The sequence below is a fragment of the Pseudomonas sp. R1-15 genome, assembly GCF_051132085.1.
In the GTDB taxonomy this organism is placed as follows: Bacteria; Pseudomonadota; Gammaproteobacteria; order Pseudomonadales; family Pseudomonadaceae; genus Aquipseudomonas.
In genome coordinates this window covers 4,223,273-4,249,408 of record NZ_CP071660.1, presented here as the reverse complement: position 1 = coordinate 4,249,408, position 26,136 = coordinate 4,223,273, and the positions used below count along the sequence as shown (strand labels likewise).

Annotated in this window: 27 protein-coding genes; 25 read left to right on the top strand and 2 right to left on the bottom strand. The window is 62.6% G+C overall.

Annotation, left to right across the window (positions count from 1 at the left end; translation table 11 throughout):
• Positions 1-177 precede the first annotated feature (177 nt).
• From flhA to J3P97_RS19100, 14 genes are all read left to right on the top strand, one after another.
• Complete coding sequence (gene flhA / locus J3P97_RS19165) at positions 178-2,307, top strand: flagellar biosynthesis protein FlhA (RefSeq protein ID WP_434572646.1); 2,130 nt, start codon at positions 178-180, stop codon at positions 2,305-2,307.
• Positions 2,308-2,318: 11 nt separating this feature from the next.
• On the top strand, positions 2,319-3,668 hold the full coding sequence (flhF, locus tag J3P97_RS19160; RefSeq protein WP_434572648.1) for a flagellar biosynthesis protein FlhF: 1,350 nt from the start codon (positions 2,319-2,321) through the stop codon (positions 3,666-3,668).
• 116 nt (positions 3,669-3,784) lie between these two features.
• On the top strand, positions 3,785-4,615 hold the full coding sequence (fleN, locus tag J3P97_RS19155; protein ID WP_003184001.1) for a flagellar synthesis regulator FleN: 831 nt from the start codon (positions 3,785-3,787) through the stop codon (positions 4,613-4,615).
• Complete coding sequence (gene fliA, locus J3P97_RS19150; RefSeq protein ID WP_014337177.1) at positions 4,612-5,355, top strand: RNA polymerase sigma factor FliA; 744 nt, start codon at positions 4,612-4,614, stop codon at positions 5,353-5,355. Before fleN ends, fliA begins: the two co-directional genes overlap by 4 nt.
• Before the next feature lie 167 nt (positions 5,356-5,522).
• On the top strand, positions 5,523-5,894 hold the full coding sequence (locus J3P97_RS19145) for a chemotaxis response regulator CheY (protein ID WP_003183998.1): 372 nt from the start codon (positions 5,523-5,525) through the stop codon (positions 5,892-5,894).
• A gap of 18 nt (positions 5,895-5,912) precedes the next feature.
• Positions 5,913-6,698: a protein phosphatase CheZ gene (locus J3P97_RS19140; RefSeq protein WP_305499630.1), complete on the top strand. Its 786-nt coding sequence runs from the start codon at positions 5,913-5,915 to the stop codon at positions 6,696-6,698.
• A gap of 30 nt (positions 6,699-6,728) precedes the next feature.
• A complete protein-coding gene (locus J3P97_RS19135; protein WP_434672523.1) occupies positions 6,729-8,972 on the top strand; it encodes a chemotaxis protein CheA in 2,244 nt (747 codons plus the stop codon).
• A gap of 48 nt (positions 8,973-9,020) precedes the next feature.
• The gene (locus tag J3P97_RS19130) at positions 9,021-10,157 is read left to right on the top strand and encodes a protein-glutamate methylesterase/protein-glutamine glutaminase (RefSeq protein WP_434572655.1); all 1,137 of its coding nucleotides are present in this window, start codon (positions 9,021-9,023) and stop codon (positions 10,155-10,157) included.
• Positions 10,157-10,897, top strand: coding sequence for a flagellar motor protein (locus J3P97_RS19125; protein ID WP_305499634.1), 741 nt, complete (start codon positions 10,157-10,159; stop codon positions 10,895-10,897). Before J3P97_RS19130 ends, J3P97_RS19125 begins: the two co-directional genes overlap by 1 nt.
• Positions 10,898-10,912: 15 nt before the next feature.
• Positions 10,913-11,797 carry a flagellar motor protein MotD gene (motD, locus tag J3P97_RS19120; RefSeq protein WP_434572659.1) on the top strand — a complete coding sequence of 295 codons (885 nt, stop codon included), beginning with the start codon at positions 10,913-10,915 and terminating at the stop codon, positions 11,795-11,797.
• A 49-nt stretch (positions 11,798-11,846) separates the two neighbouring features.
• A complete protein-coding gene (locus J3P97_RS19115; RefSeq protein WP_434572661.1) occupies positions 11,847-12,638 on the top strand; it encodes a ParA family protein in 792 nt (263 codons plus the stop codon).
• Between the two features lie 96 nt (positions 12,639-12,734).
• Positions 12,735-13,619, top strand: coding sequence for a chemotaxis protein CheW (locus J3P97_RS19110; protein WP_434572663.1), 885 nt, complete (start codon positions 12,735-12,737; stop codon positions 13,617-13,619).
• 72 nt (positions 13,620-13,691) lie between these two features.
• Positions 13,692-14,177, top strand: a complete 486-nt coding sequence (locus J3P97_RS19105; RefSeq protein ID WP_003199144.1) for a chemotaxis protein CheW — start codon at positions 13,692-13,694, stop codon at positions 14,175-14,177.
• Position 14,178: 1 nt separating this feature from the next.
• Positions 14,179-14,574, top strand: a complete 396-nt coding sequence (locus tag J3P97_RS19100; RefSeq protein ID WP_305499641.1) for a DUF2802 domain-containing protein — start codon at positions 14,179-14,181, stop codon at positions 14,572-14,574.
• 714 nt (positions 14,575-15,288) lie between these two features.
• On the opposite strand, the gene J3P97_RS19095 is transcribed toward J3P97_RS19100, so the two are convergent.
• Both J3P97_RS19095 and J3P97_RS19090 read right to left on the bottom strand, forming a co-directional pair.
• Complete coding sequence (locus tag J3P97_RS19095) at positions 15,289-15,618, bottom strand: EscU/YscU/HrcU family type III secretion system export apparatus switch protein (RefSeq protein WP_434572665.1); 330 nt, start codon at positions 15,616-15,618, stop codon at positions 15,289-15,291.
• Positions 15,615-17,186 carry a flagellar hook-length control protein FliK gene (locus J3P97_RS19090; protein WP_434672522.1) on the bottom strand — a complete coding sequence of 524 codons (1,572 nt, stop codon included), beginning with the start codon at positions 17,184-17,186 and terminating at the stop codon, positions 15,615-15,617. Before J3P97_RS19090 ends, J3P97_RS19095 begins: the two co-directional genes overlap by 4 nt.
• A 198-nt stretch (positions 17,187-17,384) precedes the next feature.
• Here J3P97_RS19090 and ccmA point away from each other — a divergent pair, with 198 nt between their 5' ends.
• From ccmA to speE, 11 genes are all read left to right on the top strand, one after another.
• A complete protein-coding gene (gene ccmA / locus J3P97_RS19085; protein WP_434629265.1) occupies positions 17,385-18,020 on the top strand; it encodes a cytochrome c biogenesis heme-transporting ATPase CcmA in 636 nt (211 codons plus the stop codon).
• Positions 18,017-18,685, top strand: a complete 669-nt coding sequence (gene ccmB / locus J3P97_RS19080) for a heme exporter protein CcmB (RefSeq protein ID WP_434672521.1) — start codon at positions 18,017-18,019, stop codon at positions 18,683-18,685. The genes ccmA and ccmB overlap by 4 nt, the downstream gene beginning before the upstream one ends.
• Before the next feature lie 95 nt (positions 18,686-18,780).
• Positions 18,781-19,536 carry a heme ABC transporter permease gene (locus J3P97_RS19075; RefSeq protein WP_434672520.1) on the top strand — a complete coding sequence of 252 codons (756 nt, stop codon included), beginning with the start codon at positions 18,781-18,783 and terminating at the stop codon, positions 19,534-19,536.
• Positions 19,533-19,709 (top strand): heme exporter protein CcmD, encoded by a 177-nt coding sequence (gene ccmD, locus J3P97_RS19070; protein WP_007939192.1) that lies wholly within the window; start codon positions 19,533-19,535, stop codon positions 19,707-19,709. The genes J3P97_RS19075 and ccmD overlap by 4 nt, the downstream gene beginning before the upstream one ends.
• A complete protein-coding gene (gene ccmE / locus J3P97_RS19065; protein ID WP_434572675.1) occupies positions 19,706-20,167 on the top strand; it encodes a cytochrome c maturation protein CcmE in 462 nt (153 codons plus the stop codon). Before ccmD ends, ccmE begins: the two co-directional genes overlap by 4 nt.
• Positions 20,168-20,170: 3 nt before the next feature.
• The gene (locus tag J3P97_RS19060; RefSeq protein ID WP_434672519.1) at positions 20,171-22,159 is read left to right on the top strand and encodes a heme lyase CcmF/NrfE family subunit; all 1,989 of its coding nucleotides are present in this window, start codon (positions 20,171-20,173) and stop codon (positions 22,157-22,159) included.
• On the top strand, positions 22,156-22,692 hold the full coding sequence (locus J3P97_RS19055; protein ID WP_095963989.1) for a DsbE family thiol:disulfide interchange protein: 537 nt from the start codon (positions 22,156-22,158) through the stop codon (positions 22,690-22,692). Before J3P97_RS19060 ends, J3P97_RS19055 begins: the two co-directional genes overlap by 4 nt.
• Positions 22,689-23,162: a cytochrome c-type biogenesis protein gene (locus tag J3P97_RS19050; RefSeq protein ID WP_434601454.1), complete on the top strand. Its 474-nt coding sequence runs from the start codon at positions 22,689-22,691 to the stop codon at positions 23,160-23,162. Before J3P97_RS19055 ends, J3P97_RS19050 begins: the two co-directional genes overlap by 4 nt.
• On the top strand, positions 23,155-24,357 hold the full coding sequence (gene ccmI, locus J3P97_RS19045; protein ID WP_434672518.1) for a c-type cytochrome biogenesis protein CcmI: 1,203 nt from the start codon (positions 23,155-23,157) through the stop codon (positions 24,355-24,357). Before J3P97_RS19050 ends, ccmI begins: the two co-directional genes overlap by 8 nt.
• Positions 24,358-24,371: 14 nt before the next feature.
• On the top strand, positions 24,372-24,779 hold the full coding sequence (locus J3P97_RS19040; RefSeq protein ID WP_305499657.1) for a hypothetical protein: 408 nt from the start codon (positions 24,372-24,374) through the stop codon (positions 24,777-24,779).
• A 236-nt stretch (positions 24,780-25,015) separates the two neighbouring features.
• On the top strand, positions 25,016-25,891 hold the full coding sequence (gene speE, locus J3P97_RS19035) for a polyamine aminopropyltransferase (RefSeq protein WP_434672517.1): 876 nt from the start codon (positions 25,016-25,018) through the stop codon (positions 25,889-25,891).
• The last annotated feature ends 245 nt before the right edge of the window (positions 25,892-26,136 follow it).

Sequence of the window (26,136 nt, the reverse complement as noted above, 5' to 3'; positions counted from 1 at the left end):
GTCGATGCAGGCGCCGACTGACAAACCGCTTTCGCGAGCGGGCTCGCTCCTACAGGGTTGAAGTCGCTTCGGCCTTTCTATTTCAAGCTTTTGCAAAAGTTGGAAAGCTTCTTGCAATACCCCGTCTGCGCCCCCTCCGGGCGTCAAAAGTTTGCTTCACAGGAACGGGGAATATTGGTGGATCGCTCTCAGTTATTCAGCACCGCACGCAGCAACGTAGCCGACCTCAGCCGGGGGAATCTGGGTGTGCCGCTGTTGCTGCTGGTCATGCTCGCCATGATGATGCTGCCGATACCGCCGTTCCTGCTCGACGTGTTCTTCACGTTCAACATTGCGCTGTCCATCGTGGTACTGCTGGTTTGCGTATACGCTCTGCGGCCGCTGGATTTCGCGGTGTTTCCAACCATCCTGCTGGTGGCGACGCTGATGCGCCTGGCGCTGAACGTGGCGTCCACTCGCGTGGTCATGCTCCACGGCCAGGACGGCCACGCTGCCGCCGGTAAGGTGATCCAGGCCTTCGGTGAAGTGGTGATCGGCGGTAACTACGTGGTCGGTATCGTGGTTTTCGCCATCCTGATGATCATCAACTTCGTCGTGGTGACCAAGGGTGCCGGGCGGATTTCCGAGGTGAGCGCGCGTTTCACCCTCGATGCGATGCCCGGCAAGCAGATGGCGATCGACGCCGACCTCAACGCCGGCCTGATCGATCAGAACCAGGCCAAGGCTCGTCGTCTTGACGTGGCTCAGGAGGCCGAGTTCTACGGTTCCATGGACGGTGCGAGCAAGTTCGTGCGTGGCGACGCCATCGCCGGCCTGCTGATTCTGTTCATCAACCTCATCGGCGGGATGGCCGTCGGTATCTTCCAGCACGGTATGACGTTCGGTGATGCTGGCAGGGTCTACGCCTTGCTGACCATCGGTGACGGTTTGGTGGCGCAATTGCCATCACTGTTGTTATCCACAGCTGCCGCGATCATGGTGACCCGTGCTTCGGGCTCCGAAGACATGGGCAAGCAGATCAATCGCCAGATGTTCGCTTCGCCCAAGGCCCTGGCCGTGGCGGCCGGCCTGATGGCGGTGATGGGTATCGTGCCGGGCATGCCCCACGTGTCGTTCCTGAGCATGGCTGCCCTGGCTGCTGGTGGCGCCTACCTGTTCTGGAAAAAGCAGAACGGGCAAAAGGTCCAGGCGCTGGAAGAGGTCAAGCGTCAGCAGGAACTGCTGCCATCGCCGGCGCGGGCCATGGAAACCAAGGAGTTGGGTTGGGACGATGTGACGCCGATCGACATGATCGGCCTGGAAGTCGGCTACCGCCTCATCCCACTGGTCGACCGCAACCAGGGTGGTCAACTGCTGGCCCGGATCAAGGGCGTGCGCAAGAAGCTGTCCCAGGACCTGGGCTTCCTGATGCCCACCGTGCATATCCGCGACAACCTCGATCTGGCCCCAAGCGCCTATCGCCTGACGCTCATGGGCGTGATCCTGGCCGAAGCAGAGATCTATCCCGACCGCGAGCTGGCGATCAACCCAGGACAGGTCTACGGTTCGCTCAACGGTATTACCGCCAAGGATCCGGCTTTCGGCCTGGAAGCGGTGTGGATCGAAATCAGCCAGCGGGCCCAGGCGCAATCGCTCGGTTATACCGTGGTAGACGCCAGCACCGTGGTGGCGACCCACTTGAACCAGATTTTGTACAAGCACTCCAGCGAGCTGATCGGCCACGAGGAAGTCCAGCAATTGCTGCAAGTACTGGCCAAAGGCTCGCCAAAACTGGCCGAGGAGCTGGTGCCGGGCGTGGTGTCGCTGTCGCAGTTGCTCAAGGTGTTGCAGGCGCTGTTGGCCGAACAGGTCCCGGTGCGCGACATTCGCAGTATCGCCGAAGCCATCGCCAACAACGCTTCGAAGAGTCAAGATACCGCCGCGTTGGTCGCTGCGGTGCGAGTCGGCGTATCCCGCGCAATCGTCCAAAGCATTGTAGGCACTGAGTCTGAGCTGCCTGTGATCACTCTGGAGCCAAGGTTGGAACAGATATTGCTCAATAGTCTGCAGAAGGCAGGACAAGGCTCGGAAGAGGGTGTTCTGCTGGAGCCAAGCATGGCCGAGAAGCTGCAGCGTTCGTTGATCGAAGCAGCCCAGCGGCAAGAGATGCAAGGCCAACCGGTGATCCTGCTGGTGGCCGGTCCGATTCGCGCGATGCTCTCGCGATTCGGTCGCCTCGCGGTCCCGGGGCTGCATGTGCTGGCGTACCAGGAAATACCGGACAACAAGCAAGTGACCATCGTTGCGACAGTAGGGCCCAACGGCTGAGGTAGTGGTTTATGCAAGTGAAGCGTTTTTTTGCCGCCGATATGCGTCAGGCCATGAAGCTGGTACGTGACGAGCTGGGCGCTGAAGCAGCCATCATCGGTAATCGCCGGATCGCCGGCGGTGTCGAGCTGACGGCTGCCCTGGATTACAAATTGTCGGCGCTGGCCCCACGGGTTCCGAACATGGAGCTTGAGGATGAGCTGCGCAAGACCCAGTCGCGCATCGCCAGCGCCCAGGCCGAACTGAGCCTGCGCAGCAGCGAAGGCGAAGGCAGCGCGGGGACCAATCGTCAATTGTTCGCCGGCCAGCCACTGACGGCCGGCCTGCCGCTGACCGCTGCCGAACCGCTGATCGAGCCAGCCCAGGCCGAGCCGCGTCGTCCGGTACCGGCGCCAGCCGCGCCAGCCGCGGGTGTCGACCCACGTGCCCTGGACTCGATGCGCTTTGAACTCAACAGCCTGCGTGAGCTGATGGAAGTCCAGCTTGGCTCGTTGGCCTGGAACCAGCTGCAAGGCAGCCGTCCGGCCCAGGCCAACCTGTGGCGTCGCCTGCAACGCATCGGCTTGTCCGGCCCGTTGTCCCGCGACCTGCTGGCACTGATCAACGATATCGAAGAGCCTCGCCAGGCCTGGCGCATGCTGTTGGCGCACCTGGCGCGGATGATCGCCACGCCGGAAGTCGAGCCGCTGGAAGAGGGCGGGGTGATTGCCATGGTCGGCCCGGCCGGCATGGGCAAGACCACCACCCTGGCCAAGCTCGCCGCCCGTTATGTACTCAAGTACGGCGCCCAGAGCATCGCCCTGGTGAGCATGGACAGTTTCCGCATTGGCGCCCAGGAGCAACTCAAGACCCTGGGCCGGATCCTCAACGTGTCGGTGACCCATGTGGATCCGGGCCAATCGCTGGCCCAGGCGCTGGAACCACTGCTGCGCAAGCGCGTCGTGCTGATCGACACCGCCGGCCTGCAAGCCAGCGATCCGGCCCTGCGCATGCAGTTGGAAAGCCTGGCCGGGCGTGGCATCAAGTCAAAAAATTATCTCGTGTTGGCAACCACCAGCCAGAAACAGGTTCTAACCGCCGCATACCACAGCTACAAACGCTGCGGGCTGGCCGGCTGCATCCTGACCAAGCTGGACGAAACGGCAAGCCTGGGCGAGGTGTTGAGCCTGGCGATCGGTCATGAACTACCGGTGGCCTACCTGACCGACGGGCCGCGGATCCCGGATGATTTGCATCTGCCGCGCCGTCATCAACTGGTCAGTCGTGCCGTGAGTGTGCAAATGCAGGAAGAACCCAGCGACGAAGCCATGGCTGACATGTTCGCTGACATCTACCACAGCCCGACCAAGCAGGTCGGCTGAGGTAATCATGAATATTTTTTGTACCTACATCGATGGTCTGCCATGCATTGTTCCGTATGCGAACGCGCAGCCAGTAATGTGGCCTCCGTCTAAGTAAGACAAGGTAAAGAACGAACATGGGCAGCATGCATCCCGTACAGGTGATCGCGGTGACCGGCGGCAAAGGTGGCGTCGGGAAGACTAACGTGTCAGTGAACTTGTCCCTGGCTCTGGCAGAGCTTGGCCGACGGGTCATGCTGCTGGACGCCGACCTGGGCCTGGCGAACGTCGACGTGCTGCTGGGGCTCACCCCCAAGCGCACGCTGGCGGACGTGATCGAAGGCCGCTGCGAACTGCGCGACGTGCTCCTCCAGGGGCCTGGCGGGATTCGCATCGTGCCGGCCGCCTCCGGTACCCAAAGCATGGTTCACCTGACGCCGGCGCAGCACGCCGGCCTGATCCAGGCTTTCAGCGACATCGGCGACAACCTCGATGTGCTGGTGATCGACACGGCCGCCGGTATCGGTGACTCGGTGGTCAGTTTTGTCCGCGCCGCCCAGGAAGTCCTGCTGGTGGTTTGCGACGAACCGACCTCCATCACCGATGCCTACGCCCTGATCAAACTGCTTAACCGCGACTATGGCATGAACCGCTTCCGCGTCCTGGCCAACATGGCCCAGAGCCCGCAGGAAGGACGCAACCTGTTCGCCAAGTTGACGAAGGTCACGGATCGCTTCCTGGACGTCGCCCTACAATATGTCGGCGCAGTGCCTTACGACGAAAGCGTACGCAAGGCTGTCCAGAAGCAACGTGCCGTCTATGAAGCTTTTCCACGTTCCAAATGCGCGCTGGCGTTCAAGGCTATCGCCCAGAAGGTCGATACCTGGCCGCTGCCGGCCAACCCTCGCGGGCATCTGGAATTTTTCGTCGAGCGTCTCGTGCAACAAACGGCAGGGCCCGTGTTATGACAGCCAGCGGTTACAACCATCTCTACAAAAAATCGGCACGGGACGCCCAGTACGAACTGATCGAGCGTTATGCGCCGTTGGTCAAGCGCATCGCCTATCACTTGCTGGCACGCTTGCCGGCCAGCGTCCAGGTCGAAGACTTGATCCAGGCGGGCATGATCGGCCTGCTCGAAGTGTCGAACAAATACGACGCGAGCAAGGGCGCCAGTTTCGAAACGTATGCCGGTATCCGGATTCGCGGAGCGATGCTCGATGAAGTCCGCAAGGGCGACTGGGCGCCGCGTTCGGTGCACCGCAATACCCGTATGGTCAGTGACGCAATCCGCGCGATTGAAGCTAAAACCGGGCGTGACGCTAAAGATCACGAAGTTGCGGCCGAACTCCAGTTGAGTCTCGATGATTATTACGGGATTTTGAACGATACCTTGGGCAGCCGCCTGTTCAGTTTCGACGACCTTTTGCAGGACGGCGAGCACGAAGGGCTGCACGAGGACAATGCGAGTGCTCACATGGAGCCGTCGCGTGACCTGGAAGACGAACGTTTCCAGAGCGCGCTGGCGGATGCGATTGCCAATTTGCCGGAGCGTGAGCGACTGGTCTTGGCGCTGTACTACGACGAAGAGCTGAACCTCAAGGAAATCGGTGAGGTCCTGGGGGTCAGCGAATCGCGGGTCAGCCAGTTACACAGCCAGTGCGCGGCCCGCTTGCGGGGGCGTTTGGGGGAGTGGCGAGCGCGCTGACAGGCAGTGTGGGGACGCTGCGAGCGGGGCTGGCATGGCATGTGCCGGGCCAGTCTCCATCCGTGGGACTCCATACCGTTGTCGAGTGTTGTGCCGGATTGATTGAAATGGCGCGTCCAGGTGCTGGGCGCGTTTAAGACTGCTTGGAGGTCGAATTGGACAAGAACATGAAAATCCTCATCGTTGATGACTTCTCAACGATGCGGCGGATCATAAAAAACCTGTTGCGTGACCTCGGGTTCACCAACACGGTCGAGGCTGACGATGGCACCACTGCCATTCCAGTCCTCAACAGCGGGAGCATCGACTTTCTGGTGACTGACTGGAACATGCCCGGCATGACCGGTATCGACTTGCTGCGCCACGTGCGCGCCGATGAAAAACTCAAGCACCTGCCGGTGCTGATGGTCACCGCCGAAGCCAAGCGCGAGCAGATCATCGAAGCGGCCCAGGCCGGTGTAAACGGCTATGTGGTCAAACCCTTCACGGCCCAGGCGTTGAAAGAGAAGATCGAAAAAATCTTCGAACGCATCGGTTAACGGCGCCACGGGGGAGCTATGGACAACGAATCTTCAATGGGCGATTTCGAATCGACCCTGAAAAAACATGCCCGCGAACTGGTCGACAGCCTTGAAAAGGGCCGCTTCGGTGACGCGGTTCAAATGATTCATGAGCTCAACCAGACCCGTGACCGCGGTCTGTACCAGGAAGTCGGCAAGCTCACCCGTGAACTGCACAGCGCGATCGTCAATTTCCAGATCGATCCGAACATGCCACAGGCCGAGGAAGTCTCGCAGATCACCGACGCCACCGAGCGCCTGGGGTATGTGGTCAAGCTGACCGAAGCCGCGGCCAACCGCACCATGGACCTGGTGGAAAGCGCTACTCCGCTGGTCAACGGCCTGAGCGAGGAAGCCCAGGCGTTGAGTACCGATTGGGGGCGCTTCATGCGTCGCGAAGTCGGTGCCGAGGAGTTTCGCGAGTTGGCCCGTCGGGTCGACGGTTTCCTGACGCGCAGCAGCAGCGAAAACCGCGCCGTGGCGAGCAATCTCAATGACATCCTGCTGGCCCAGGACTACCAGGACCTGACAGGCCAGGTGATCAAGCGCGTGACCCAGTTGGTTACCGAAGTGGAAAGCAATTTGCTCAAACTGGTACTCATGGCCAGCCAGGTTGATCGCTTTGCCGGCATCGAACACGACCGTGCGGCGATACTTGCTGAAAAAGATCCACAAAAACATCTCTCTCAGGGTGAAGGTCCGCAGATTCATGCCGATAAAAGAGAAGACGTTGTGTCCGGTCAGGACGATGTGGACGATTTGTTGTCCAGCCTTGGATTTTGAGTTTTAGCCCTATTTTAGGAGCAGCCATTAATGAGCTTCGGCGCCGATGAAGAGATCCTTCAGGATTTCCTGGTTGAGGCCGGCGAGATTCTAGAGCAACTGTCCGAACAGCTGGTCGAGCTGGAAAGCCGACCAGATGATGCGGATCTGCTCAATGCAATTTTTCGCGGTTTCCACACTGTAAAAGGAGGCGCCGGCTTCCTCCAGCTCAATGAGCTGGTGGAGTGCTGCCACATTGCCGAAAACGTGTTCGACATCCTGCGCAAGGGTGAGCGTCGCGTTGACTCGGAATTGATGGACGTCGTGCTCGAAGCGCTGGATGCGGTCAACAGCATGTTCAGCGAAGTGCGCGAGCGTTCGCCGATCACCCCCGCCACGCCTGAGCTGCTTGCTGCATTGGCGCGCCTGGCCGAGCCGCAGTCGGCTGACGAAGCCGCGCCGGTTGCCGAGCCGGTGGCTGAAGAGCCGGTTGCCGAGGAATCGGGTGACATTACCGACCACGAATTTGAGTCGCTGCTGGACTCGCTGAGTGCCGTCAAGGCCCAGGCTGAGGCTCCGGCGGCACCCGCCGCAACCGCTGCGCCAGCCGCCGCTGCCGCCGGCAGTGATGAAATCACCGACGCCGAGTTCGAGTCGTTGCTCGACCAGCTCCACGGCAAGGGCCAGTTCGCCCCTGATGCCGTTGCCGCCCCGGTAACACCGGCCGCGCCGAAGGCTGCGGGGGATAACTCCGACATCACCGACGACGAGTTCGAAGCACTGCTCGACCAGTTGCACGGCAAGGGCACCTTTGCCGTCGATGCGCTGGATTCGGCCATCGCTGCTGCGCCAGCCCGGGCCAAGCCAACCGCGGCCGCCGCCGGTGGCGACCTGATCAGCGACCACGAATTCGAATCACTGCTCGACGAATTGCACGGCAAGGGCAAGTTCAGCGAAGTCGGGACGGCCACCGCCGCCACTGCTGCGCCGGCCGCCAAGGCCGTGCCCAAGCCCGCTGCCAAGGCACCGGAGCCGAAGGCCGAGACACCCAAGCCTGCCGCCGCCGCAGCGCCGGCACCAGCCCGCGCGCCGTCTGCGCCGCCTGCGGAGAAACCGGCCAGCGAAGCCGAAACCACCGTTCGGGTCGACACCGCGCGCCTGGACGAAATCATGAACATGGTCGGCGAACTGGTGCTGGTGCGTAACCGCCTGGTGCGCCTGGGCCTCAACAGCCAGGACGAAGCGATGTCCAAGGCCGTGTCGAACCTCGACGTGGTCACGGCTGACCTGCAGACCGCGGTCATGAAGACCCGGATGCAGCCGATCAAGAAAGTCTTCGGGCGCTTCCCGCGCCTGGTTCGTGACCTGGCTCGCCAGCTCAAGAAAGAGATCAACCTGGAACTGGTGGGTGAAGAGACCGACCTCGACAAGAACCTTGTCGAGGCCCTGGCCGACCCGCTGGTCCACTTGGTGCGCAACGCGGTTGACCACGGCATCGAGTCGCCGGAAGAGCGCGAGGCCTCGGGCAAGGTCCGCAGCGGCAAGGTGATCCTGGCCGCCGAGCAGGAGGGCGACCACATCCTGCTGTCGATCTCCGACGACGGCAAGGGCATGGACCCGCACGTACTCCGGGCGATCGCGGTGAAACGCGGCGTAATGGACAAGGACGCGGCCGATCGCCTGAGCGACACCGAGTGCTACAACCTGATTTTCGCTCCGGGCTTCTCGACCAAGACCGAGATATCCGACGTGTCGGGTCGTGGCGTGGGCATGGACGTGGTGAAAACCAAGATTTCCCAGCTCAACGGCTCGATCAACATCTACTCGACCAAGGGCCAGGGCTCGAAAATCGTCATCAAGGTCCCGTTGACCCTGGCGATCATGCCGACCCTGATGGTGATGCTGGGCAACCAGGCCTTCGCCTTCCCGCTGGTCAACGTCAACGAGATCTTCCACCTCGACCTGTCGCGCACCAACGTGGTCGACGGCCAGGAAGTGGTCATCGTGCGGGACAAGGCGCTGCCGCTGTTCTACCTCAAGCGCTGGCTGGTCAGCTCCGCCGCTCATGTCGAGCAGGGCGAGGGCCACGTGGTGATCCTTTCGGTGGGCACCCAGCGGATCGGCTTCGTCGTCGACCAACTGGTTGGCCAGGAAGAAGTGGTCATCAAGCCGTTGGGCAAGATGCTCCAAGGCACCCCGGGCATGTCCGGCGCCACCATCACCGGCGACGGCCGCATCGCGTTGATTCTCGATGTGCCTAGCATGCTCAAGCGCTACGCCGCCCGGCGTATTTGATTCTGGAGGGGTGCGGCCTGGCGCCGCGCCTCGTCTAACGGAGTGTTTATGGTAGTTAAAGTCCTGGTGGTGGACGATTCGGGGTTCTTCCGCCGCCGCGTCTCGGAAATTCTTTCGGCGGACACCAGCATTCAGGTCGTCGGTACGGCGACCAACGGCAAAGAGGCGATCGATCAGGCGCTGGCGCTCAAGCCGGACGTGATCACCATGGACTACGAGATGCCGATGATGGATGGCATCACGGCGGTGCGGCATATCATGCAGCGCTGCCCGACCCCGGTATTGATGTTCTCGTCCCTGACCCATGAAGGCGCCCGTGTCACCCTCGATGCGCTGGACGCCGGGGCGGTCGATTTCCTGCCGAAGAATTTCGAAGACATCTCGCGCAACCCGGACAAGGTCCGCCAGTTGCTGTGCGAGAAAGTCCACAGCATTTCCCGCAGCAATCGCCGGGTCAGTGCCTACAGCGCACCGGCGCCCGCGCCGGTTGTTGCGCCGACGTCCGCGCCCGCGTCTTCTTCCTCGTCGAGCAGCTTCAATCCGGCCCCGGTACGCAGTGCTCCGGCACCGGCGCCGGCGCGTTCGGCACCGGCCAGCGCAGCGTCGCCGGCACCCAAGCGCAAGGCCTACAAACTGGTTGCCATCGGTACGTCCACCGGCGGCCCGGTGGCGCTGCAGCGGGTCCTGACCCAACTGCCGGCGAATTTCCCGGCGCCCATCGTGCTGATCCAGCACATGCCTGCGGCGTTCACCAAGGCGTTTGCCGAGCGCCTGGACAAACTCTGCCGCATCAGCGTCAAGGAAGCCGAGGACGGCGACATCCTGCGGCCGGGGCTGGCGCTGTTGGCGCCGGGTGGCAAGCAGATGATGATCGACGGCCGTGGCGCGGTGAAAATCCTGCCAGGTGACGAGCGTCTCAACTACAAGCCTTGCGTGGACATTACCTTCGGTTCCGCGGCGAAGTCCTACGGCGACAAAGTTCTGGCGGTGGTCCTCACCGGCATGGGCGCTGACGGTCGCGAGGGCGCGCGCCTGCTCAAGCAGGGCGGCAGCGCGATCTGGGCCCAGGACGAGGCCAGTTGCGTGATCTATGGCATGCCCATGGCAATCGTCAAGGCCGACCTGGCCGACGCGGTCTACAGCCTGGACGACATAGGTAAACATCTGGTCGAGGCGTGCCTGTAATGGACGTGCTCAGCCTGATCGGCATCATCATGGCGTTCGTCGCCATCATTGGTGGCAATTACCTGGAAGGCGGTCACCTCGGCGCGTTGGCCAATGGCCCGGCCGCGTTGATCGTGATCGGTGGCACCGTAGGCGCTGCGCTGTTGCAGTCGCCGATGAGCGCCTTCAAGCGCGCCATGCAGGTATTGGTGTGGATTCTGTTCCCGCCGCGGGTCGACCTGGCCGGCGGCATCGACCGCGTGGTGAACTGGAGCCTGACCGCCCGCAAGGAAGGCTTGCTGGGGCTGGAAGGGGTGGCCGACGCCGAACCCGACAGCTACTCGCGCAAGGGCCTGCAGTTGCTGGTCGACGGCGCCGAGCCGGAAGCGATCCGCAGCATCCTGGAGGTGGATTTCTACACCCAGGAAAGTCGCGACATCGAAGCGGCGAAAGTCTTCGAAAGCATGGGCGGCTATGCGCCGACCATCGGCATCATCGGTGCGGTGATGGGCCTGATCCATGTGATGGGCAACCTGGCCGACCCGTCGCAGCTGGGCAGCGGCATCGCCGTGGCCTTCGTCGCTACCATCTATGGCGTGGCGAGCGCCAACCTGGTGCTGCTGCCGATCGCGGCCAAGCTCAAGTCCATCGCGTTGCGCCAGTCGCGCTACCGCGAAATGCTGCTGGAAGGCATCTTGTCGATCGCCGAAGGTGAAAACCCGCGCTCCATCGAGTTGAAGCTCCAGGGCTTCATGGACTGATGGAGGATATGGAAGATGGCGCGTCGCAGACATCGTGAAGAACACGTCAACCATGAACGCTGGCTGGTTTCCTACGCCGACTTCATCACGTTGCTGTTTGCCTTTTTTGTGGTCATGTATTCGATCTCCTCGGTCAATGAGGGCAAATACAAGGTCATTTCCGAAGCGTTGATTGGCGTTTTCACTGACTCGGACCGTGCTCTCAAGCCGATTCCCATCGGCGACGAACGGCCGAAGACGACGACCCCGGCGAAGCCGTTGGTCAAGGACAGCGAGCAGGTTGATGCTGGCATTGCCGGTGGCAGCGATCCGTTGAAAAGCATTGCCGACGACATCAGCGCGGCGTTCGGCGACCTGATCAGCTCCAACCAGATGACCGTGCGCGGCAATGAGTTGTGGGTCGAGATCGAGCTCAATTCCAGCCTGCTGTTCGGTAGCGGCGACGCGATGCCCAGCGACATGGCGTTCAATATCATCGATAAGGTCGCGGCGATCCTGAAACCGTTCGACAACCCGATCCACGTCGAAGGTTTCACTGATGACCAGCCGATCCGCACCGCGCAGTACCCGACCAACTGGGAGCTGTCGTCGGCCCGTTCGGCGAGCATTGTGCGCATGCTTGCCATGCAGGGCGTCAATCCCGGGCGCCTGGCCTCGGTGGGGTATGGCGAATTCCAGCCGGTGGCCAACAACGCCACCGCCGAAGGGCGCGCGCGCAACCGGCGGGTAGTGCTGGTGGTCTCGCGCAACCTTGATGTCCGGCGCAGCCTGACCGGTACCGGCACCGCCAATGCAAAACCCGATGCGGCATTGAAGCGGGCTGGCACACAAACTGCACCGACCCCGGTCAAGTCGCCGGAAAGACAGAACGCCGTCAATTCTCCGTCACCGGCTTTATAACCGAGCTATTTCTCGGTCGAACCCGTTTCGACCGGGAGGAACGATCCGAATGAGAGTCTGGGCAGTCGCCAATCAAAAAGGTGGTGTGGGCAAAACCACATCCTCCATCGCTTTAGCCGGTTTGCTGGCCGAGGCGGGCAAGCGCGTGGTCATCGTCGATCTGGACCCCCACGGCTCGATGACCAGCTATTTCGGCTACGATCCCGATAGCCTGGAGCACAGCAACTACGACTTGTTCCTGCACAAGGGCAGCGTGCCCGAGGGCTTGCCGGGCCAGTTGTTGCTGTCTACCAGTGACGAGCGGATTTCCCTGCTGCCATCGAGCACGGCCCTGGCCACCCTGGAGCGCCAGTCGCCCGGGCAGGGCGGTCTGGGCCTGGTGATCGCCAAGAGTCTGGCGCAGCTGTGGCAGGATTTCGATTACGCAATCATCGACAGCCCGCCATTGCTCGGGCTACTGATGGTCAACGCCCTGGCCGCGAGCCAGCAACTGGTGATTCCGGTGCAGACCGAGCACCTGGCTGTCAAAGGCCTGGAGCGCATGGTCAACACGCTGGCGATGGTCAACCGCTCGCGCAAGCAATCCCTGGCGTTCAACATCGTGCCGACCCTGTTCGACCGTCGCACCCAGGCGTCCCTCGGTACCCTGCGCGTGCTGCGCGATATGTACCCGGACGACATCTGGCAAGGTTATATCCCGGTCGATACGCGTCTGCGCGATGCCAGCCGCGCCGGAGTGACCCCTTCGCAATTCGATGGCAAGAGCCGTGGCGTCCTGGCCTATCGCGCGCTTCTCAAGCATCTGCTGGCCCAGCAGCTCGTTCCGCAGCAGGTGGCTTGAAGTGACGAAGTTTTCCACAGCCGTTGTGCTTGCTTGCGGGCGCTCAAGTCCTGACGTATCCATGCCGATAACCTTTTCAAGTGGCGCACAGTTCTCATGAACCGCCCGATCAAGACAACCTCGCGTCCGCAACTGGCCTTGCAGTCCTACCTGGACGGGCTCTTGCAGGAAGCGACCGAAGAATTGCCAGCGCCGCCGAGCGCGGCCGAGGCGTTGCCCGAGCCCGTCGTCGAAGCCGAAGCTGAAGCTGTACTGGACGAGTTCCAGGCGGCCGTGCTCGAAGAGCAGGCCCGTGATGCACGGATTTCCATGACTGCCGCAGCGGTCGAGGCGCCGCTCGTCAAGCCGAAGGTGGCCGTGATGGAAGCGCCCGCGCCGATCCTGGCGCCGGTCTCGACCGTTGCACCGTTGTTGCAGGGCCTGGTGACGCCGGTAGTGGAAATCCACTTGCCGCCGCCGAGCAACACACCGCCGCCGGTGCAGGGCGACGACCGTCCGGCCTGGGCCGCCGAGCCGTTCGAGTGTCTGTTGTTCGATGTGGCCGGGTTGACCCTGGCGGTGCCGCTGGTGTGCCTGGGATCGATTTATTCCCTGGCGGGGCAGGAATTGACGCCGTTGTTCGGCCAGCCGGAATGGTTCCTCGGGATCCTGCCGAGCCAGGCCGGCAACCTGAAGGTGCTGGACACCGCGCGCTGGGTCATGCCGGACCGTTATCGCGATGATTTTCGCCAGGGCCTGCAATACGTGATTTCAGTGCAAGGCTACGAGTGGGGATTGGCGGTGCATCAGGTCAGCCGTTCGCTGCGCCTGGACCCGAACGAAATCAAATGGCGCAGCCATCGAGGACAACGGCCATGGCTGGCCGGTACGGTGATCGAACACATGTGCGCCTTGCTGGACGTTTCCGAACTGGCGGAGCTGATCGCCAGCGGCGGGGCAAAACACCTGGGCGGCAGCAAGCCGGTCCAGAAACCGAAATAAGACAACCGGGGGCGCAGGGCGCCGCCGGACAGAACACACACCGCCACAGGCGGTTTTTCGAGGGGTCAGGGTATGAATGATAAGGCGTCGTCTCAAAAGGGTTCTGAAGATCCGATTCTGCAATGGGTGACCTTCAAGCTCGATAACGAAACCTACGGCATCAACGTGATGCGCGTTCAGGAAGTGCTGCGCTACACCGAGATCGCCCCGGTTCCAGGTGCGCCAAGCTATGTGCTGGGGATCATCAACCTGCGTGGCAACGTGGTCACCGTGATCGATACCCGTCAACGCTTCGGCCTGATGAACGCCGAGATCAGCGACAACACTCGGATCGTCATCATCGAAGCCGACAAGCAAGTGGTTGGCATCATGGTCGACAGCGTCGCCGAAGTGGTTTACCTGCGTCAGTCGGAAATCGAAACCGCGCCGAACGTCGGTAACGAAGAGTCCGCCAAGTTCATTCAGGGCGTGTGCAACAAGAACAACGAGTTGCTGATCCTGGTTGAACTGGACAAGATGATGAGCGAAGAAGAGTGGTCGGAACTGGAGAGTATCTGATTTGATTCTTGAGGTAGCAGTCATTGTCCTGTTCCTTTTCTGGGCAGGCACGCTGGCAATGTTCTTGTCCTACATACGCGGCCAGCGGCAGATCGCCGCTCAGCAGGCCCAGGGCGATGCGTTGCGCGATCAGCGCATCCGCGACCTGGCCAAGCGGGTCGACGACTATCAGAACGGCACCGTGCGCATGGGCGAAGCGCTCCATGAGCTGCGTGCCGTGGTCGGGCCATTGCCGGACAAACTGGCGCAGCTGGAACAGCGCGACCCCTCCAGCCTGTCCTTCGCCCAGGCCGCCCGCTTGGTCGGCATGGGCGCCAGCGTCGACGAACTGACCCAGGCGTGTGGTCTGACCCAGGCCGAAGCGGAATTGATGAGCAAGTTGCACAAGGGCGGTTGAAGCTATTTCTCCCCCTGAACCCTGTGGGAGCGAGCCTGCTTGCGAAAGCGGTGTGACAGTCAATGAAGATGCTGACTGACCGGACGCTTTCGCGAGCAAGCTCGCTCCCACAGGTTTTTCTGGCGTTCGAAATAATCAATCCAACCCCGCCCCCGTGGCGAGGGAGCGTTGTTGCTGGTCAGTAATCTTTCCCGCGGTCCGTGACGTCTGTGTGGGAGCGAGCCTGCTCGCGAAAGCGGTGTGACAGTCAATGGAGATGTTGACTGACCGGACGCCTTCGCGAGCAGGCTCGCTCCCACAGGTTTTTCTGGCTTTCGAAATAATCAATCCAACCCCGCCCCCGTGGCGAGGGAGCTTGCTCCCGCTGGGTCGCGCAGCGGCCCCAGGCTTTTTACGGCCGCTGCGCAGCCGAGCGGAGCAAGCTCCCTCGCCACGGGTAGCGTTGTCGCTGGTCAGTAATCATTCCCGCGGTCCGTGACGTCTGTGTGGGAGCGAGCCTGCTCGCGAAAGCGGTGTGACAGTCAATAAAGATGTTGACTGACCGGACGCCTTCGCGAGCAGGCTCGCTCCCACAGGTTTTTCTGGCGTTCAGAAATAGTCATTCCCACCCAGACCCCGCTCCCGCTGGGTCGCGCAGCGGCCCCAGGCTTTTGCGGCCGCTGCGCAGCCGAGCGGGAGCAAGCTCCCTCGCCACGGGGGTAGCGTTGTCGCTGGTCAGTAATCATCCCCGCGGTCCGTCACGTCCTTTTCGACATCCTGCGCGTGGGGGTCGAAGCCTTGGGGGAATTTGCCCTTCAGGTTCCAGGCAAAGGCAATGATCTCGGCGATCGTGCGATAGAGCTCCTCGGGGATGCTGTCGCCCAACTCCAGCCGCGCCAGCAATTTCACCAGTTCGGCGTTTTCATAGATCGGTACTTCGCTTTCCCGGGCGATGCGCAGGATTTCCTCGGCCAGGGCTTCGTCCCCCTTGGCGGTGAGGGTGGGGGCGTGGTGGCCGTCGTACTTGAGCGCGATGGCCTGGCGGGGTTCGGTATGGGTTGTCATGCGGTTTCGTCCACCCAGCGTTGATCCAGTCGGGTCTTGGGCCCTTGGGGCGGGGTGCCGAGGTGGCAATCCAGATCGCCGACGTTCAGCCCGCACGTCACCAGGCGCTCACGCAGGGCGGTCAGGTTGCTTTCGATCAGGCTTGCGGTGTACGGCCTTTGCGCCCACAGCTGGCTGGACAGGCTGCCGCCGAGCAACTGGGCCTGAATCTGCAACGGGCCCAGCGGCTCCATGTCGAACGCCAGCTCGACCTTCCACAATTGCTGTTTCGCTTCGCGTGGTTCGCGGCGCTCGTCCGGCTGCTCCCGGGCCGGGGTTTCCTCGCGTTGGAACTTGACCTGCAATGGCACGATGTCCTGCAGGTTGCGCATCGGGATCTCCAACTGCCAGGTGCTCATCAGCCGGCCATCGTCGGTCAGCCCGGTCTGCTCCAGGCTCGACAACTGATGGCTTTGCAGGCGCGAGACAGCGGCTGCGGCCAGACGCAACAGGTGCTCCAGATCGCCTTCTTCGTCCTGGCCTTTGAGCAGGCGTGAGGGCAGCGGAAAACTCGTGGGTTGCGGCTTGGCGCTGACCTGGCCAAGCATCCCCAAGGCACTGCGCACGAAGCTGGGCAGCGCCTGGGCCAGGGTGTTGGCGGCGATGATGGCGCTGAGATTGGTGGATGCGGGCAGGGCCGGTGTCAGTTGGGCGATCAGTTTCAGCAGGTCGCCTTTCATGTCCGGGGCGAGGCTCGGCGGTTGCCCGGCGAGGAGTTTGCTCTCCAGGAACATGCCGCTGGCGACCATGGCCTGGGCCAGGCCCTTGGGTGTGCTCAGTTGCTGGACGTCTGGCAGACCGGCCAACAGGCGCGTTACCGCCGCGCGCAGCTCGGGGCCGGCGTCGTCGCTGGCGGGAAGGTTTTGCAGGGCAGTGAGCAAGCTGTCCAGCGAACCCTGGCGGCTCACCTGCGTAACCAGTTGCTGGCTGACCGCCAATTGCTCCTGGCGGTTGCTCAGGGGGACGAACTTCAAGGTCTGCGCATCCTGCACCTGAGCGCTCAATAACGTGCCGATGCGCAATGGCTGTGGACTGTCGATGTCCAGGGTGCTGCCGGCCTGGACGGTGTTGAGCAAACTCACCAGCGAGCGATATACCGCCGCTTGCCCTGGCAACTGCGGCAGCGCCTGGCTGGTCAGGACTTTACCCTGCAACAAGGTGCCCACGGGCAATTGCGCAGTGTCGATGCGGGTCAGGGTGGCGACACTGGACGCGAGCGCCTGTTGCACGGTGATCGCCAGGTTGCTGGCGGACGGCTGGGTCACGGCCAGGCTGGTACCTTGCGGCAACGGCTGGGCGCTGGTGGCCTGCACCGTGGTCTGCCGGCCGCTTTCCAGGGTCAGCTTGAGCAACAGCTGGAAGGCCTGGTCCGCCTGCTTGAGTGACAACACCTCGGCCTTGGCTGTCTGGCCCGGGCCGATCAGCCCCTCGGCCGGCGCCAGCAACTTGAGCAGCTCGCCAGTCACCGCCGGCATGCGTGTCGTTGCCGTGGGCTGGGGCAGCGGCGGGATGTTCATGTCGCCTGTCATCTGCGGTCTTACCTTGGGGAAATCAGCGCTCTTTGGAGCGAGGCTTCACATGTATAATGCCGCCCGCCTTCCAGAGAGCGGCGAAAATCTTGCAATTGTTTGACGCAGCTCTGTGGAACGGGCCGTCAATGCATCTATGCTGCATCACTTTAACGGCCGCTGCACTGCCGACTTGAACCGTATAAGGCCCGCGATCCCTTGACCAGTCCTCTCTTGCAAACCATCGGCCTCGCCTGCGAGCGAGACCTGCGGCTGCTTTTCGAAAATCTCGAATTGAGACTCTCGCGTGGCGATATGGTGCAAGTCAGTGGCCCCAACGGCAGCGGCAAGACCAGCCTGTTGCGCCTGCTGGCCGGGTTGATGCAACCCACCGCCGGCCAGGTGCTGCTTAACGGCCAGCCCCTCGACAGCCAGCGCAGCGAACTGGCCCGCAACCTGCTCTGGATCGGCCATGCCGCCGGTATCAAGGACCTGCTGACGCCGGAAGAAAACCTCAGCTGGCTGTGCGCCTTGCACCGGCCGGCCGGTCGCGAGGCGATCTGGCAGGCCCTGGCGGCGGTAGGTCTGAAGGGTTTCGAGGATGTGCCCAGCCACACACTGTCGGCCGGCCAGCAGCGCCGCGTGGCCCTGGCCCGTCTGTACCTGGACAGCCCGCCGCTGTGGATTCTCGACGAACCCTTCACCGCACTGGACAAGCAGGGCGTCGCGCAGCTCGAAGAACACCTGGCCCGGCATTGCGAGAGCGGCGGCATGGTGCTGTTGACGACCCATCACACGTTGACCCGGATGCCCGCCGGCTATCGCAGCATTGACCTGGGGAACTGGGCGGTATGAGCGTCTTTGGCCTGTTGCTTGCCCGTGAAGCACGCCTGTTATGTCGGCGTCCGGCTGAACTGGCCAATCCGCTGGTGTTCTTTGCGATCGTCATCGCGCTGTTCCCTCTGGCGGTCGGTCCGGAGACTCAATTGTTGCAAACCTTGTCGCCAGGGCTGGTCTGGGTGGCCGCGCTTTTGTCGGTCCTGCTCTCGCTGGACGGGCTTTTCCGCAGTGATTTCGAAGACGGCTCCCTGGAACAGTGGGTCCTTTCGTCGCACCCCCTGGCCCTTCTGGTTTTGGCCAAGGTACTGGCACACTGGGTTTTTTTCGGCCTGGCGCTGGTGCTGCTCTCGCCGCTGCTTGCGATGATGCTGGGCTTGCCCGCCGCGTGCATGCCGGTGCTGCTGCTGTCACTGTTGCTCGGCACGCCGGTGCTGAGCCTGCTCGGCGCGGTGGGTGCGGCGCTGACGGTAGGGCTCAAGCGTGGCGGCTTGTTGCTGGCGCTGCTGATCCTGCCGCTGTACATACCGGTACTGATCCTCGGCAGTGGCGCCTTGCAAGCGGCGCTGCAAGGCCTGCCGGCAACCGGTTATCTACTGTGGCTTGGGAGCCTGACCGCCCTGGCGATAACCCTGACACCCTTTGCAATAGCCGCTGGCCTGAAGATCAGCGTCGGCGAATAATAATGCGGCCTGGTCAGGAATTGACCACTTCCACTGGAAGCGAAGGCTGACCTGGCGGCTCGTGAAGACGAGCCGCAACCGTGATGGAAACTGCAATGAACTGGACCTGGTTTCATAAGCTCGGCTCACCCAAGTGGTTTTACGGCATCAGCGGCAAGATGCTGCCCTGGTTGAGTATCGCCGCCCTGTTGCTGATCGGCATCGGCCTGGTCTGGGGCCTGGCTTTCGCGCCGCCGGACTACCAGCAGGGCAACAGCTTTCGCATTATCTATATCCATGTTCCGGCAGCGATGCTCGCCCAGTCGGTCTACGTGATGCTGGCGATCTGCGGTGTGGTCGGGCTGGTGTGGAAGATGAAGCTGGCCGACGTCGCGCTGCAATGCGCAGCGCCCATCGGTGCCTGGATGACCGCCGTGGCGCTGGTCACCGGGGCAATCTGGGGCAAGCCGACCTGGGGTTCATGGTGGGTCTGGGATGCACGACTGACGTCGATGCTGATCCTGCTGTTCCTGTACTTCGGTCTTATTGCGCTGGGCAACGCCATCAGCAATCGTGACAGCGCGGCCAAGGCCTGCGCGGTGCTGGCGATTGTCGGCGTGATCAACGTCCCGATCATCAAGTACTCGGTGGAGTGGTGGAACACCCTGCACCAGGGCGCGACCTTCACCCTCACCGAAAAACCGGCGATGCCGGTCGAGATGTGGCTGCCGCTGTTGCTGACCGTGCTGGGTTTCTATTGCTTCTTCGGCGCTGTGCTGCTGCTGCGCATGCGCCTCGAAGTGCTCAAGCGCGAAGCCCGTGCCAGTTGGGTGAAAGCCGAAGTACAGAACAACCTGGAGGCCGCTCGATGAGTTTCGCGTCATTCGGCGACTTCCTCGCCATGGGCCATCACGGCCTGTATGTCTGGTCCGCCTATGGCATCTGCCTGGCGGTGCTGGCCCTCAACGTGGCGGCGCCGATCCTGGCCCGCAAGCGGTATCTGCAACAAGAGGCGCGTCGTCTGCGTCGGGAGAACGGTCAGTGAATCCGCTGCGCAAAAAACGTCTTGTCATCATCCTGGCGATCCTGGTCGGCGTCGGCGCGGCGGTCGGTCTCGCCCTCAGCGCCTTGCAACAGAACATCAACCTGTTCTACACCCCGACCCAGATCGCCAATGGCGAAGCGCCCAAGGATACGCGCATCCGCGCTGGCGGCATGGTGGAGCAGGGCTCGCTGGTGCGTTCCGGTGATTCGCTGGACGTTAAATTCAACGTCACCGACTTCAACAAGACCGTGACCATTACCTATCGCGGGATCCTCCCGGACCTGTTCCGCGAAGGGCAGGGCATCGTTGCCTTGGGCAAACTCAACGCCGATGGCGTGGTGGTGGCCGACGAGGTGCTGGCCAAGCACGATGAGAAATACATGCCGCCGGAAGTGACCAAGGCCCTGAAAGACAGCGGCCAGTCGGCGCCCGCTCCCGCTCCCGTGAAGGAGGGTTGATCGATGAATGCCGGTCTGTTTATTCCTGAGCTGGGCCATCTGGCGATGATCCTGGCCCTGTGTTTTTCCCTGGTCCAGGCGGTTGTGCCGTTGCTGGGTGCCTGGCGTGGCGACCGCTTGTGGATGAGCCTCGCCCAGCCGGCGGCATGGGGGCAGTTTGCGTTCATGCTGTTCGCGTTCGGTTGCCTGACCTACGCGTTCATGGCCGACGATTTTTCCGTGGCCTATGTCGCCAGCAACTCCAACAGCGCCTTGCCCTGGTACTACAAGTTCAGCGCGGTGTGGGGTGCCCACGAAGGTTCGTTGCTGCTCTGGGCGTTGATCCTTGCCGGCTGGACCTTCGCGGTGTCAGTGTTCTCCCGACAGTTGCCGCAAGTGATGCTGGCCCGGGTGCTGGCGGTGATGGGCATGATCAGCATCGGTTTCCTGCTGTTCCTGATCCTCACGTCAAACCCGTTCGAGCGCATCCTGCCGCAAGTGCCGATGGATGGCCGCGACCTCAACCCGTTGCTTCAGGACATCGGTCTGATCGTCCATCCGCCGATGCTCTACATGGGCTACGTCGGCTTTTCCGTGGCCTTCGCGTTCGCCATCGCCGCTTTGCTCGGTGGTCGCCTCGACGCCGCGTGGGCGCGCTGGTCGCGGCCATGGACCATTGTCGCCTGGGCCTTCCTCGGGATCGGCATCACCCTCGGGTCGTGGTGGGCCTATTACGAACTCGGCTGGGGCGGCTGGTGGTTCTGGGACCCGGTGGAGAACGCTTCCTTCATGCCATGGCTGGTCGGCACGGCGCTGATCCACTCCCTGGCCGTCACTGAAAAACGCGGCGTGTTCAAGAGCTGGACCGTGCTGCTGGCGATCGCGGCGTTCTCGCTGAGCCTGCTCGGGACCTTCCTGGTGCGCTCCGGCGTGCTGACCTCGGTGCATGCCTTCGCCTCGGACCCCGAGCGTGGCGTATTCATCCTGATGTTCCTGCTGTTCGTGGTCGGCGGTTCGCTGACGCTGTTCGCCCTGCGTGCACCGGTAGTGAAAAGCCAGGTAGGCTTCAACCTCTGGTCCCGGGAAACCCTGCTGCTGGGCAATAACCTGGTGCTGGTGGTGGCGGCGTCGATGATCCTCCTCGGGACGTTGTATCCGCTGGTGCTCGATGCGTTGTCCGGCGCCAAGCTGTCGGTCGGCCCGCCGTATTTCAACGCACTGTTCATTCCGTTGATGGCGATCCTGATGGTGGTGATGGCGATCGGTGTGCTGGTGCGCTGGAAGGACACGCCGGTCAATTGGCTGCTGGGAATGCTCACGCCGGTGCTGCTCGGCACCGCCGCCCTGGCCGTGGTGGCGGGCATCGCTTATGGCGATTTCAACTGGGCGGTGCTGGCGACATTCGTGCTGGCGGCGTGGGTATTGCTGGCGGGCGTGCGGGATATTTTCGACAAGACTCGCCATAAAGGCCTCGTCAAAGGCCTGCCGACCCTGACCCGCAGTTACTGGGGCATGCAGCTCGCCCACCTGGGGATCGCCGTCTGCGCCCTCGGTGTGGTGCTGTCCAGCCAGAACAGCGCCGAACGCGACCTGCGCCTGGCGCCCGGCGAGTCCATGGACCTGGGCGGCTATCAGTTCGTTTTCGAGGGCGCCAGGCATTTCGAAGGTCCGAACTTCACGTCCGACAAAGGCACCGTACGGGTCATTCGCGACGGCCAGGAGATCACCGTGCTGCACCCGGAAAAACGCCTCTACACCGTACAGAACTCGGTGATGACCGAAGCCGGGATCGACGCCGGTTTCACCCGCGACCTCTACGTGGCGCTGGGCGAACCCCTCGGTGATGGCGCCTGGGCGGTACGCGTCCACGTCAAGCCGTTCGTACGCTGGATCTGGTTCGGTGGCCTGCTCACCGGCCTGGGCGGCGTATTGGCTGCGCTGGATCGACGCTATCGGGTCAAAGTGAAAACCCGGGTGCGCGAAGCCCTGGGCGTGACGGGAGCCACTGCATGAAACGTTGGTTGATGGTGTTGCCGCTGGCGCTGTTTCTGGTGATGGCGGTGTTCTTGTACCGCGGGCTTTACCTGAACCCGTCCGAATTGCCCTCGGCGATGATTGGCAAACCGTTTCCGGAGTTCTCCCTGCCATCGGTACAAGGCGACAAGACCCTGACTCGCGCCGACCTGCTGGGCAAGCCGGCGCTGGTCAATGTGTGGGGCACCTGGTGCATTTCCTGCCGGGTCGAACATCCGGTGCTGAACAAACTGGCCCAGAACGGCGTGGTGATCTACGGCGTCAACTATAAGGACGTCAACGCCGATGCCTTGAAGTGGCTGGCCGAGTTCCACAACCCGTATCAACTGGACATCCGTGACGAGGAGGGCACCCTCGGCCTGAACCTGGGCGTCTACGGTGCGCCGGAAACCTTCTTCATCGACGCCAAGGGCATCATTCGCGACAAGTTCATCGGGGTGATCGACGAACAGGTCTGGCGCGAGAAGCTGGCCGGCAAATATCAGGCACTGGTGGACGAGGCCAAGCCATGAAGCGCTGGTTAATTGCCGCCATCCTCGGCTTGAGCCTGGCGGGTGTGGCCCACGCCGCCATCGACACTTACGAATTTGCCAACGATGCAGAGCGCGAGAGGTTTCGCGAACTGACCAAGGAACTGCGTTGCCCCAAGTGTCAGAACCAGGACATCGCCGACTCCAACGCGCCGATTGCCGCCGACCTGCGCAAGGAGATCTTCCGCATGCTCGGCGAGGGCAAGGACAACCAGCAGATCATCGACTTCATGGTCGATCGCTACGGTGAGTTCGTGCGCTACAACCCGGCGCTGTCTTCCAAGACCGCGCTGCTCTGGTTCGGCCCCGCCGGGCTGCTGTTGGGTGGTTTCGTCGTCATCGCGGTGATCGTGCGTCGCCGCCGGGTCCAGCGCACCGCCGCCCCGGACACGCTTTCTGTCGAAGAGCGCCAGCGCCTCGACCAACTGTTGGATAAAACCAAGCATGATTGATTTCTGGCTCGCCGCAGGTCTGCTTCTCCTGGTTGCCCTGAGTTTTCTGTTGATCCCCGTGTTGCGTGGCCGTCGCGCCCAGTTGGAAGAAGACCGTACTGCGCTGAACGTGGCGCTGTACCAGGAGCGCGTCGCCGAACTGCAGGCCGAGCGGGAGGAGGGCGTGCTCAACGCCGCGCAACTGGACACCGGTCGCGCCGAGGCCGCCCGTGAATTGCTCGCCGACACCGAGGGCGCCGAAGCGCCGCGCGAATCGCGACTGGGCAAGCCGTTGCCGCTGCTCGCGGCGGTGTTGGTGCCGGTATTGGGCCTGGCGCTGTACCTGCATTTCGGCGCCAGCGACAAGGTCGAGCTGACCCGTGAATTCGCCCAGGCGCCCAAGTCCATGGAAGAAATGACTTTGCGCCTGGAGCGCGCGGTGGCGGCACAACCGGATTCCGCCGAAGGTTTGTATTTCCTCGGGCGGACCTACATGGCGCAGGATCGGCCGGCGGATGCGGCGAAGATCTTCGAACGTACCGTCGCGCTGGCCGGCCGCCAGCCCGAGCTGCTCGGACAGTGGGCCCAGGCGCAGTATTTTGCCGACGGCAAGAAATGGTCGGACAAGGTCCAGGCCCTCACCGACGAGGCGCTGAAGCTCGATCCGAAGGAAGTCACCAGCCTCGGCCTGTTGGGCATCGCCGCGTTCGAAGGCGAGCGCTATCAGGAGGCGATCGATTACTGGGGCCGCCTGCTGGCGCAGTTGCCCGAAGGCGACAAGTCGCGGGAGGCGTTGCAGGGGGGCATTACTCGCGCCACCGAGAAGCTGCAAGCCAATGGCGGCAAGGTTGCCCAGGCGCCAGTCGCCAAGGCTACGGCGCTGCTCAAGGTCCGTGTCGAGCTCGATCCGGTCCTCAAAGCCAAGGTGCAGCCGGGAGACAGCGTGTTCATTTTCGCTCGCGCCGTGTCCGGCCCGCCCGCGCCGTTGGCGGCCAGGCGCCTGACCGTCGCCGACCTGCCGGCCAGCGTCGAGCTGGGTGACGCTGACGCGATGATGCCGCAGCTGAAACTGTCGAACTTCCCTGAAGTCCAACTGGTGGCGCGCATTTCCCGAGCCGGCCAACCCACTGCCGGCGAGTGGATCGGTCGCAGCCAGCCCCTGGCGAGCAGCACCACGGCGCTACAACAATTGATTATCGACAGTCCGGACCAATGACAGGAATTCGCACCATGACCGCCATCGCTCGTATGACCCTGCTCACCCTCGTCCTGGGCCTGAGCGCTTGTGCGGTCCAGCGTCCACCGGAGCCTTCGGCGCCATTGCCACCGATTCCGCCTTCGACGCCGACCACCAAACCAGGCCCGTCGACCGCGCCCGGCAAACCCGTGACCCCGAACAAACCGGCCAAGCCGCTGCCGCGCACCTCCGCCAGTTTCGCCCCACCACCAGGCGGCAACAGCCACTGGGACGCCAAGCTCGGGGTCTATGTGCTGGACAAGCAGCCCAACACGTTCTATCGCCAGCGAACCTATTATCGTTGGAACAACGGCTGGAGCCGCTCCGTCAGCCCGAACGGCCCGTGGGAAGAAACCACTATCGAAGGCGTACCGGCGGGGCTCGGACAGAAGTTTCACTAAGCCCATTGCCGGCCCCTGTGGCGAGGGAGCTTGCTCCCGCTGGGCTACGAAGTAGCCCTGAGCTTTTCCTCGGTATTTCAGCCAGGCCTATCCAGTTCTTCTGGGGGCTGCTGCGCAGCCCAGCGGGAGCAAGCTCCCTCGCCACGAGAAGGTTCGACCTGTCATCCCCAGCGTCGTAGAATGCGCGCCTTTGCGAGCCTTCACTGGCCAACGCGTATTGATCGGAGCACCTGACCATGACGACCACCCCGACCGGCGACTACCTGGAAACCCTCTACGAAGGCTATGGCCAGCGTTTTCGCATGGACAAGCTGCTGCACGAAGTGCGCACCGAGCACCAGCACCTGGTGATTTTCGAAAACCCGCGCATGGGCCGGGTCATGGCCCTGGATGGTGTCATCCAGACCACCGAAGCCGATGAATTCATCTATCACGAGATGCTCACCCACGTACCCATCCTCGCCCATGGCGCAGTCAAGCGCGTGCTGATCATCGGTGGCGGTGACGGCGGCATGCTCCGTGAAGTGACCAAGCACGTCGGCATCGAGCACATCACCATGGTGGAGATCGATGGCACGGTGGTGGACATGTGCAAGGAGTTCCTGCCCAACCACTCCAAGGGTGCCTACGACGACCCGCGGCTGAACCTGGTGATCGACGATGGCATGCGTTTCGTCGCCACCACCCAGGAGAAATTCGACGTCATCATTTCCGATTCCACCGACCCGATCGGCCCGGGCGAAGTGCTGTTCTCGGAAAACTTCTACCAGGCTTGCCATCGCTGCCTGAACGAAGGCGGGATCCTGGTGACCCAGAACGGCACGCCGTTCATGCAACTGGGCGAAGTGCAGACCACCGCCGGACGCTTGCACGGCCTGTTCGCCGACTGGCATTTCTACCAGGCCGCTGTGCCGACCTACATCGGCGGCGGCATGACCTTCGCCTGGGGCGCGACTGATACCGCTCACCGCAAGCTTTCTCGCGAAACCCTGCGCGAGCGCTTCATTGGCAGCGGTATCGTGACGCGCTACTACAACCCCGAGATTCACCTGGGCGCGTTCGCCATGCCGCAATATGTGCTGCAGGCAATCAACAAGCCGAGCAACGACTGAAGCCTCGGCAATTGAGGCGAGATGCTTCTGTGGCGAGGGAGCTTGCTCCCGCTGGGGCGCGAAACGGCCCTCCTGGATCTACCTGACACACCCAGTTGCCTCAGCGTGTGTTGGGGGGCCGCTTCGCAGCCCAGCGGGGGCAAGCTCCCTCGCCACAAGAGCGCTGGGGTCCTTTTGTGTTTCCAGATATTCATTGAACGAAATTTTCACCAAGTCTTGTCGACAATCCCCCGCGCTCTGTCGCC

Coding starts and splice junctions, on each gene's coding strand:
- flhF (WP_434572648.1), top strand. CDS start 2,319: ATGCAAGTGAAGCGTTTTTTTGCCGCCGATATGCGTCAGGCCATGAAG.
- fleN (WP_003184001.1), top strand. CDS start 3,785: ATGGGCAGCATGCATCCCGTACAGGTGATCGCGGTGACCGGCGGCAAA.
- fliA (WP_014337177.1), top strand. CDS start 4,612: ATGACAGCCAGCGGTTACAACCATCTCTACAAAAAATCGGCACGGGAC.
- J3P97_RS19145 (WP_003183998.1), top strand. CDS start 5,523: ATGAAAATCCTCATCGTTGATGACTTCTCAACGATGCGGCGGATCATA.
- J3P97_RS19140 (WP_305499630.1), top strand. CDS start 5,913: ATGGACAACGAATCTTCAATGGGCGATTTCGAATCGACCCTGAAAAAA.
- J3P97_RS19135 (WP_434672523.1), top strand. CDS start 6,729: ATGAGCTTCGGCGCCGATGAAGAGATCCTTCAGGATTTCCTGGTTGAG.
- J3P97_RS19130 (WP_434572655.1), top strand. CDS start 9,021: ATGGTAGTTAAAGTCCTGGTGGTGGACGATTCGGGGTTCTTCCGCCGC.
- J3P97_RS19125 (WP_305499634.1), top strand. CDS start 10,157: ATGGACGTGCTCAGCCTGATCGGCATCATCATGGCGTTCGTCGCCATC.
- motD (WP_434572659.1), top strand. CDS start 10,913: ATGGCGCGTCGCAGACATCGTGAAGAACACGTCAACCATGAACGCTGG.
- J3P97_RS19115 (WP_434572661.1), top strand. CDS start 11,847: ATGAGAGTCTGGGCAGTCGCCAATCAAAAAGGTGGTGTGGGCAAAACC.
- J3P97_RS19110 (WP_434572663.1), top strand. CDS start 12,735: ATGAACCGCCCGATCAAGACAACCTCGCGTCCGCAACTGGCCTTGCAG.
- J3P97_RS19105 (WP_003199144.1), top strand. CDS start 13,692: ATGAATGATAAGGCGTCGTCTCAAAAGGGTTCTGAAGATCCGATTCTG.
- J3P97_RS19095 (WP_434572665.1), bottom strand. CDS start 15,618: ATGACAACCCATACCGAACCCCGCCAGGCCATCGCGCTCAAGTACGAC.
- J3P97_RS19090 (WP_434672522.1), bottom strand. CDS start 17,186: ATGACAGGCGACATGAACATCCCGCCGCTGCCCCAGCCCACGGCAACG.
- ccmB (WP_434672521.1), top strand. CDS start 18,017: ATGAGCGTCTTTGGCCTGTTGCTTGCCCGTGAAGCACGCCTGTTATGT.
- J3P97_RS19075 (WP_434672520.1), top strand. CDS start 18,781: ATGAACTGGACCTGGTTTCATAAGCTCGGCTCACCCAAGTGGTTTTAC.
- ccmD (WP_007939192.1), top strand. CDS start 19,533: ATGAGTTTCGCGTCATTCGGCGACTTCCTCGCCATGGGCCATCACGGC.
- J3P97_RS19060 (WP_434672519.1), top strand. CDS start 20,171: ATGAATGCCGGTCTGTTTATTCCTGAGCTGGGCCATCTGGCGATGATC.
- J3P97_RS19055 (WP_095963989.1), top strand. CDS start 22,156: ATGAAACGTTGGTTGATGGTGTTGCCGCTGGCGCTGTTTCTGGTGATG.
- J3P97_RS19050 (WP_434601454.1), top strand. CDS start 22,689: ATGAAGCGCTGGTTAATTGCCGCCATCCTCGGCTTGAGCCTGGCGGGT.
- ccmI (WP_434672518.1), top strand. CDS start 23,155: ATGATTGATTTCTGGCTCGCCGCAGGTCTGCTTCTCCTGGTTGCCCTG.
- J3P97_RS19040 (WP_305499657.1), top strand. CDS start 24,372: ATGACCGCCATCGCTCGTATGACCCTGCTCACCCTCGTCCTGGGCCTG.
- speE (WP_434672517.1), top strand. CDS start 25,016: ATGACGACCACCCCGACCGGCGACTACCTGGAAACCCTCTACGAAGGC.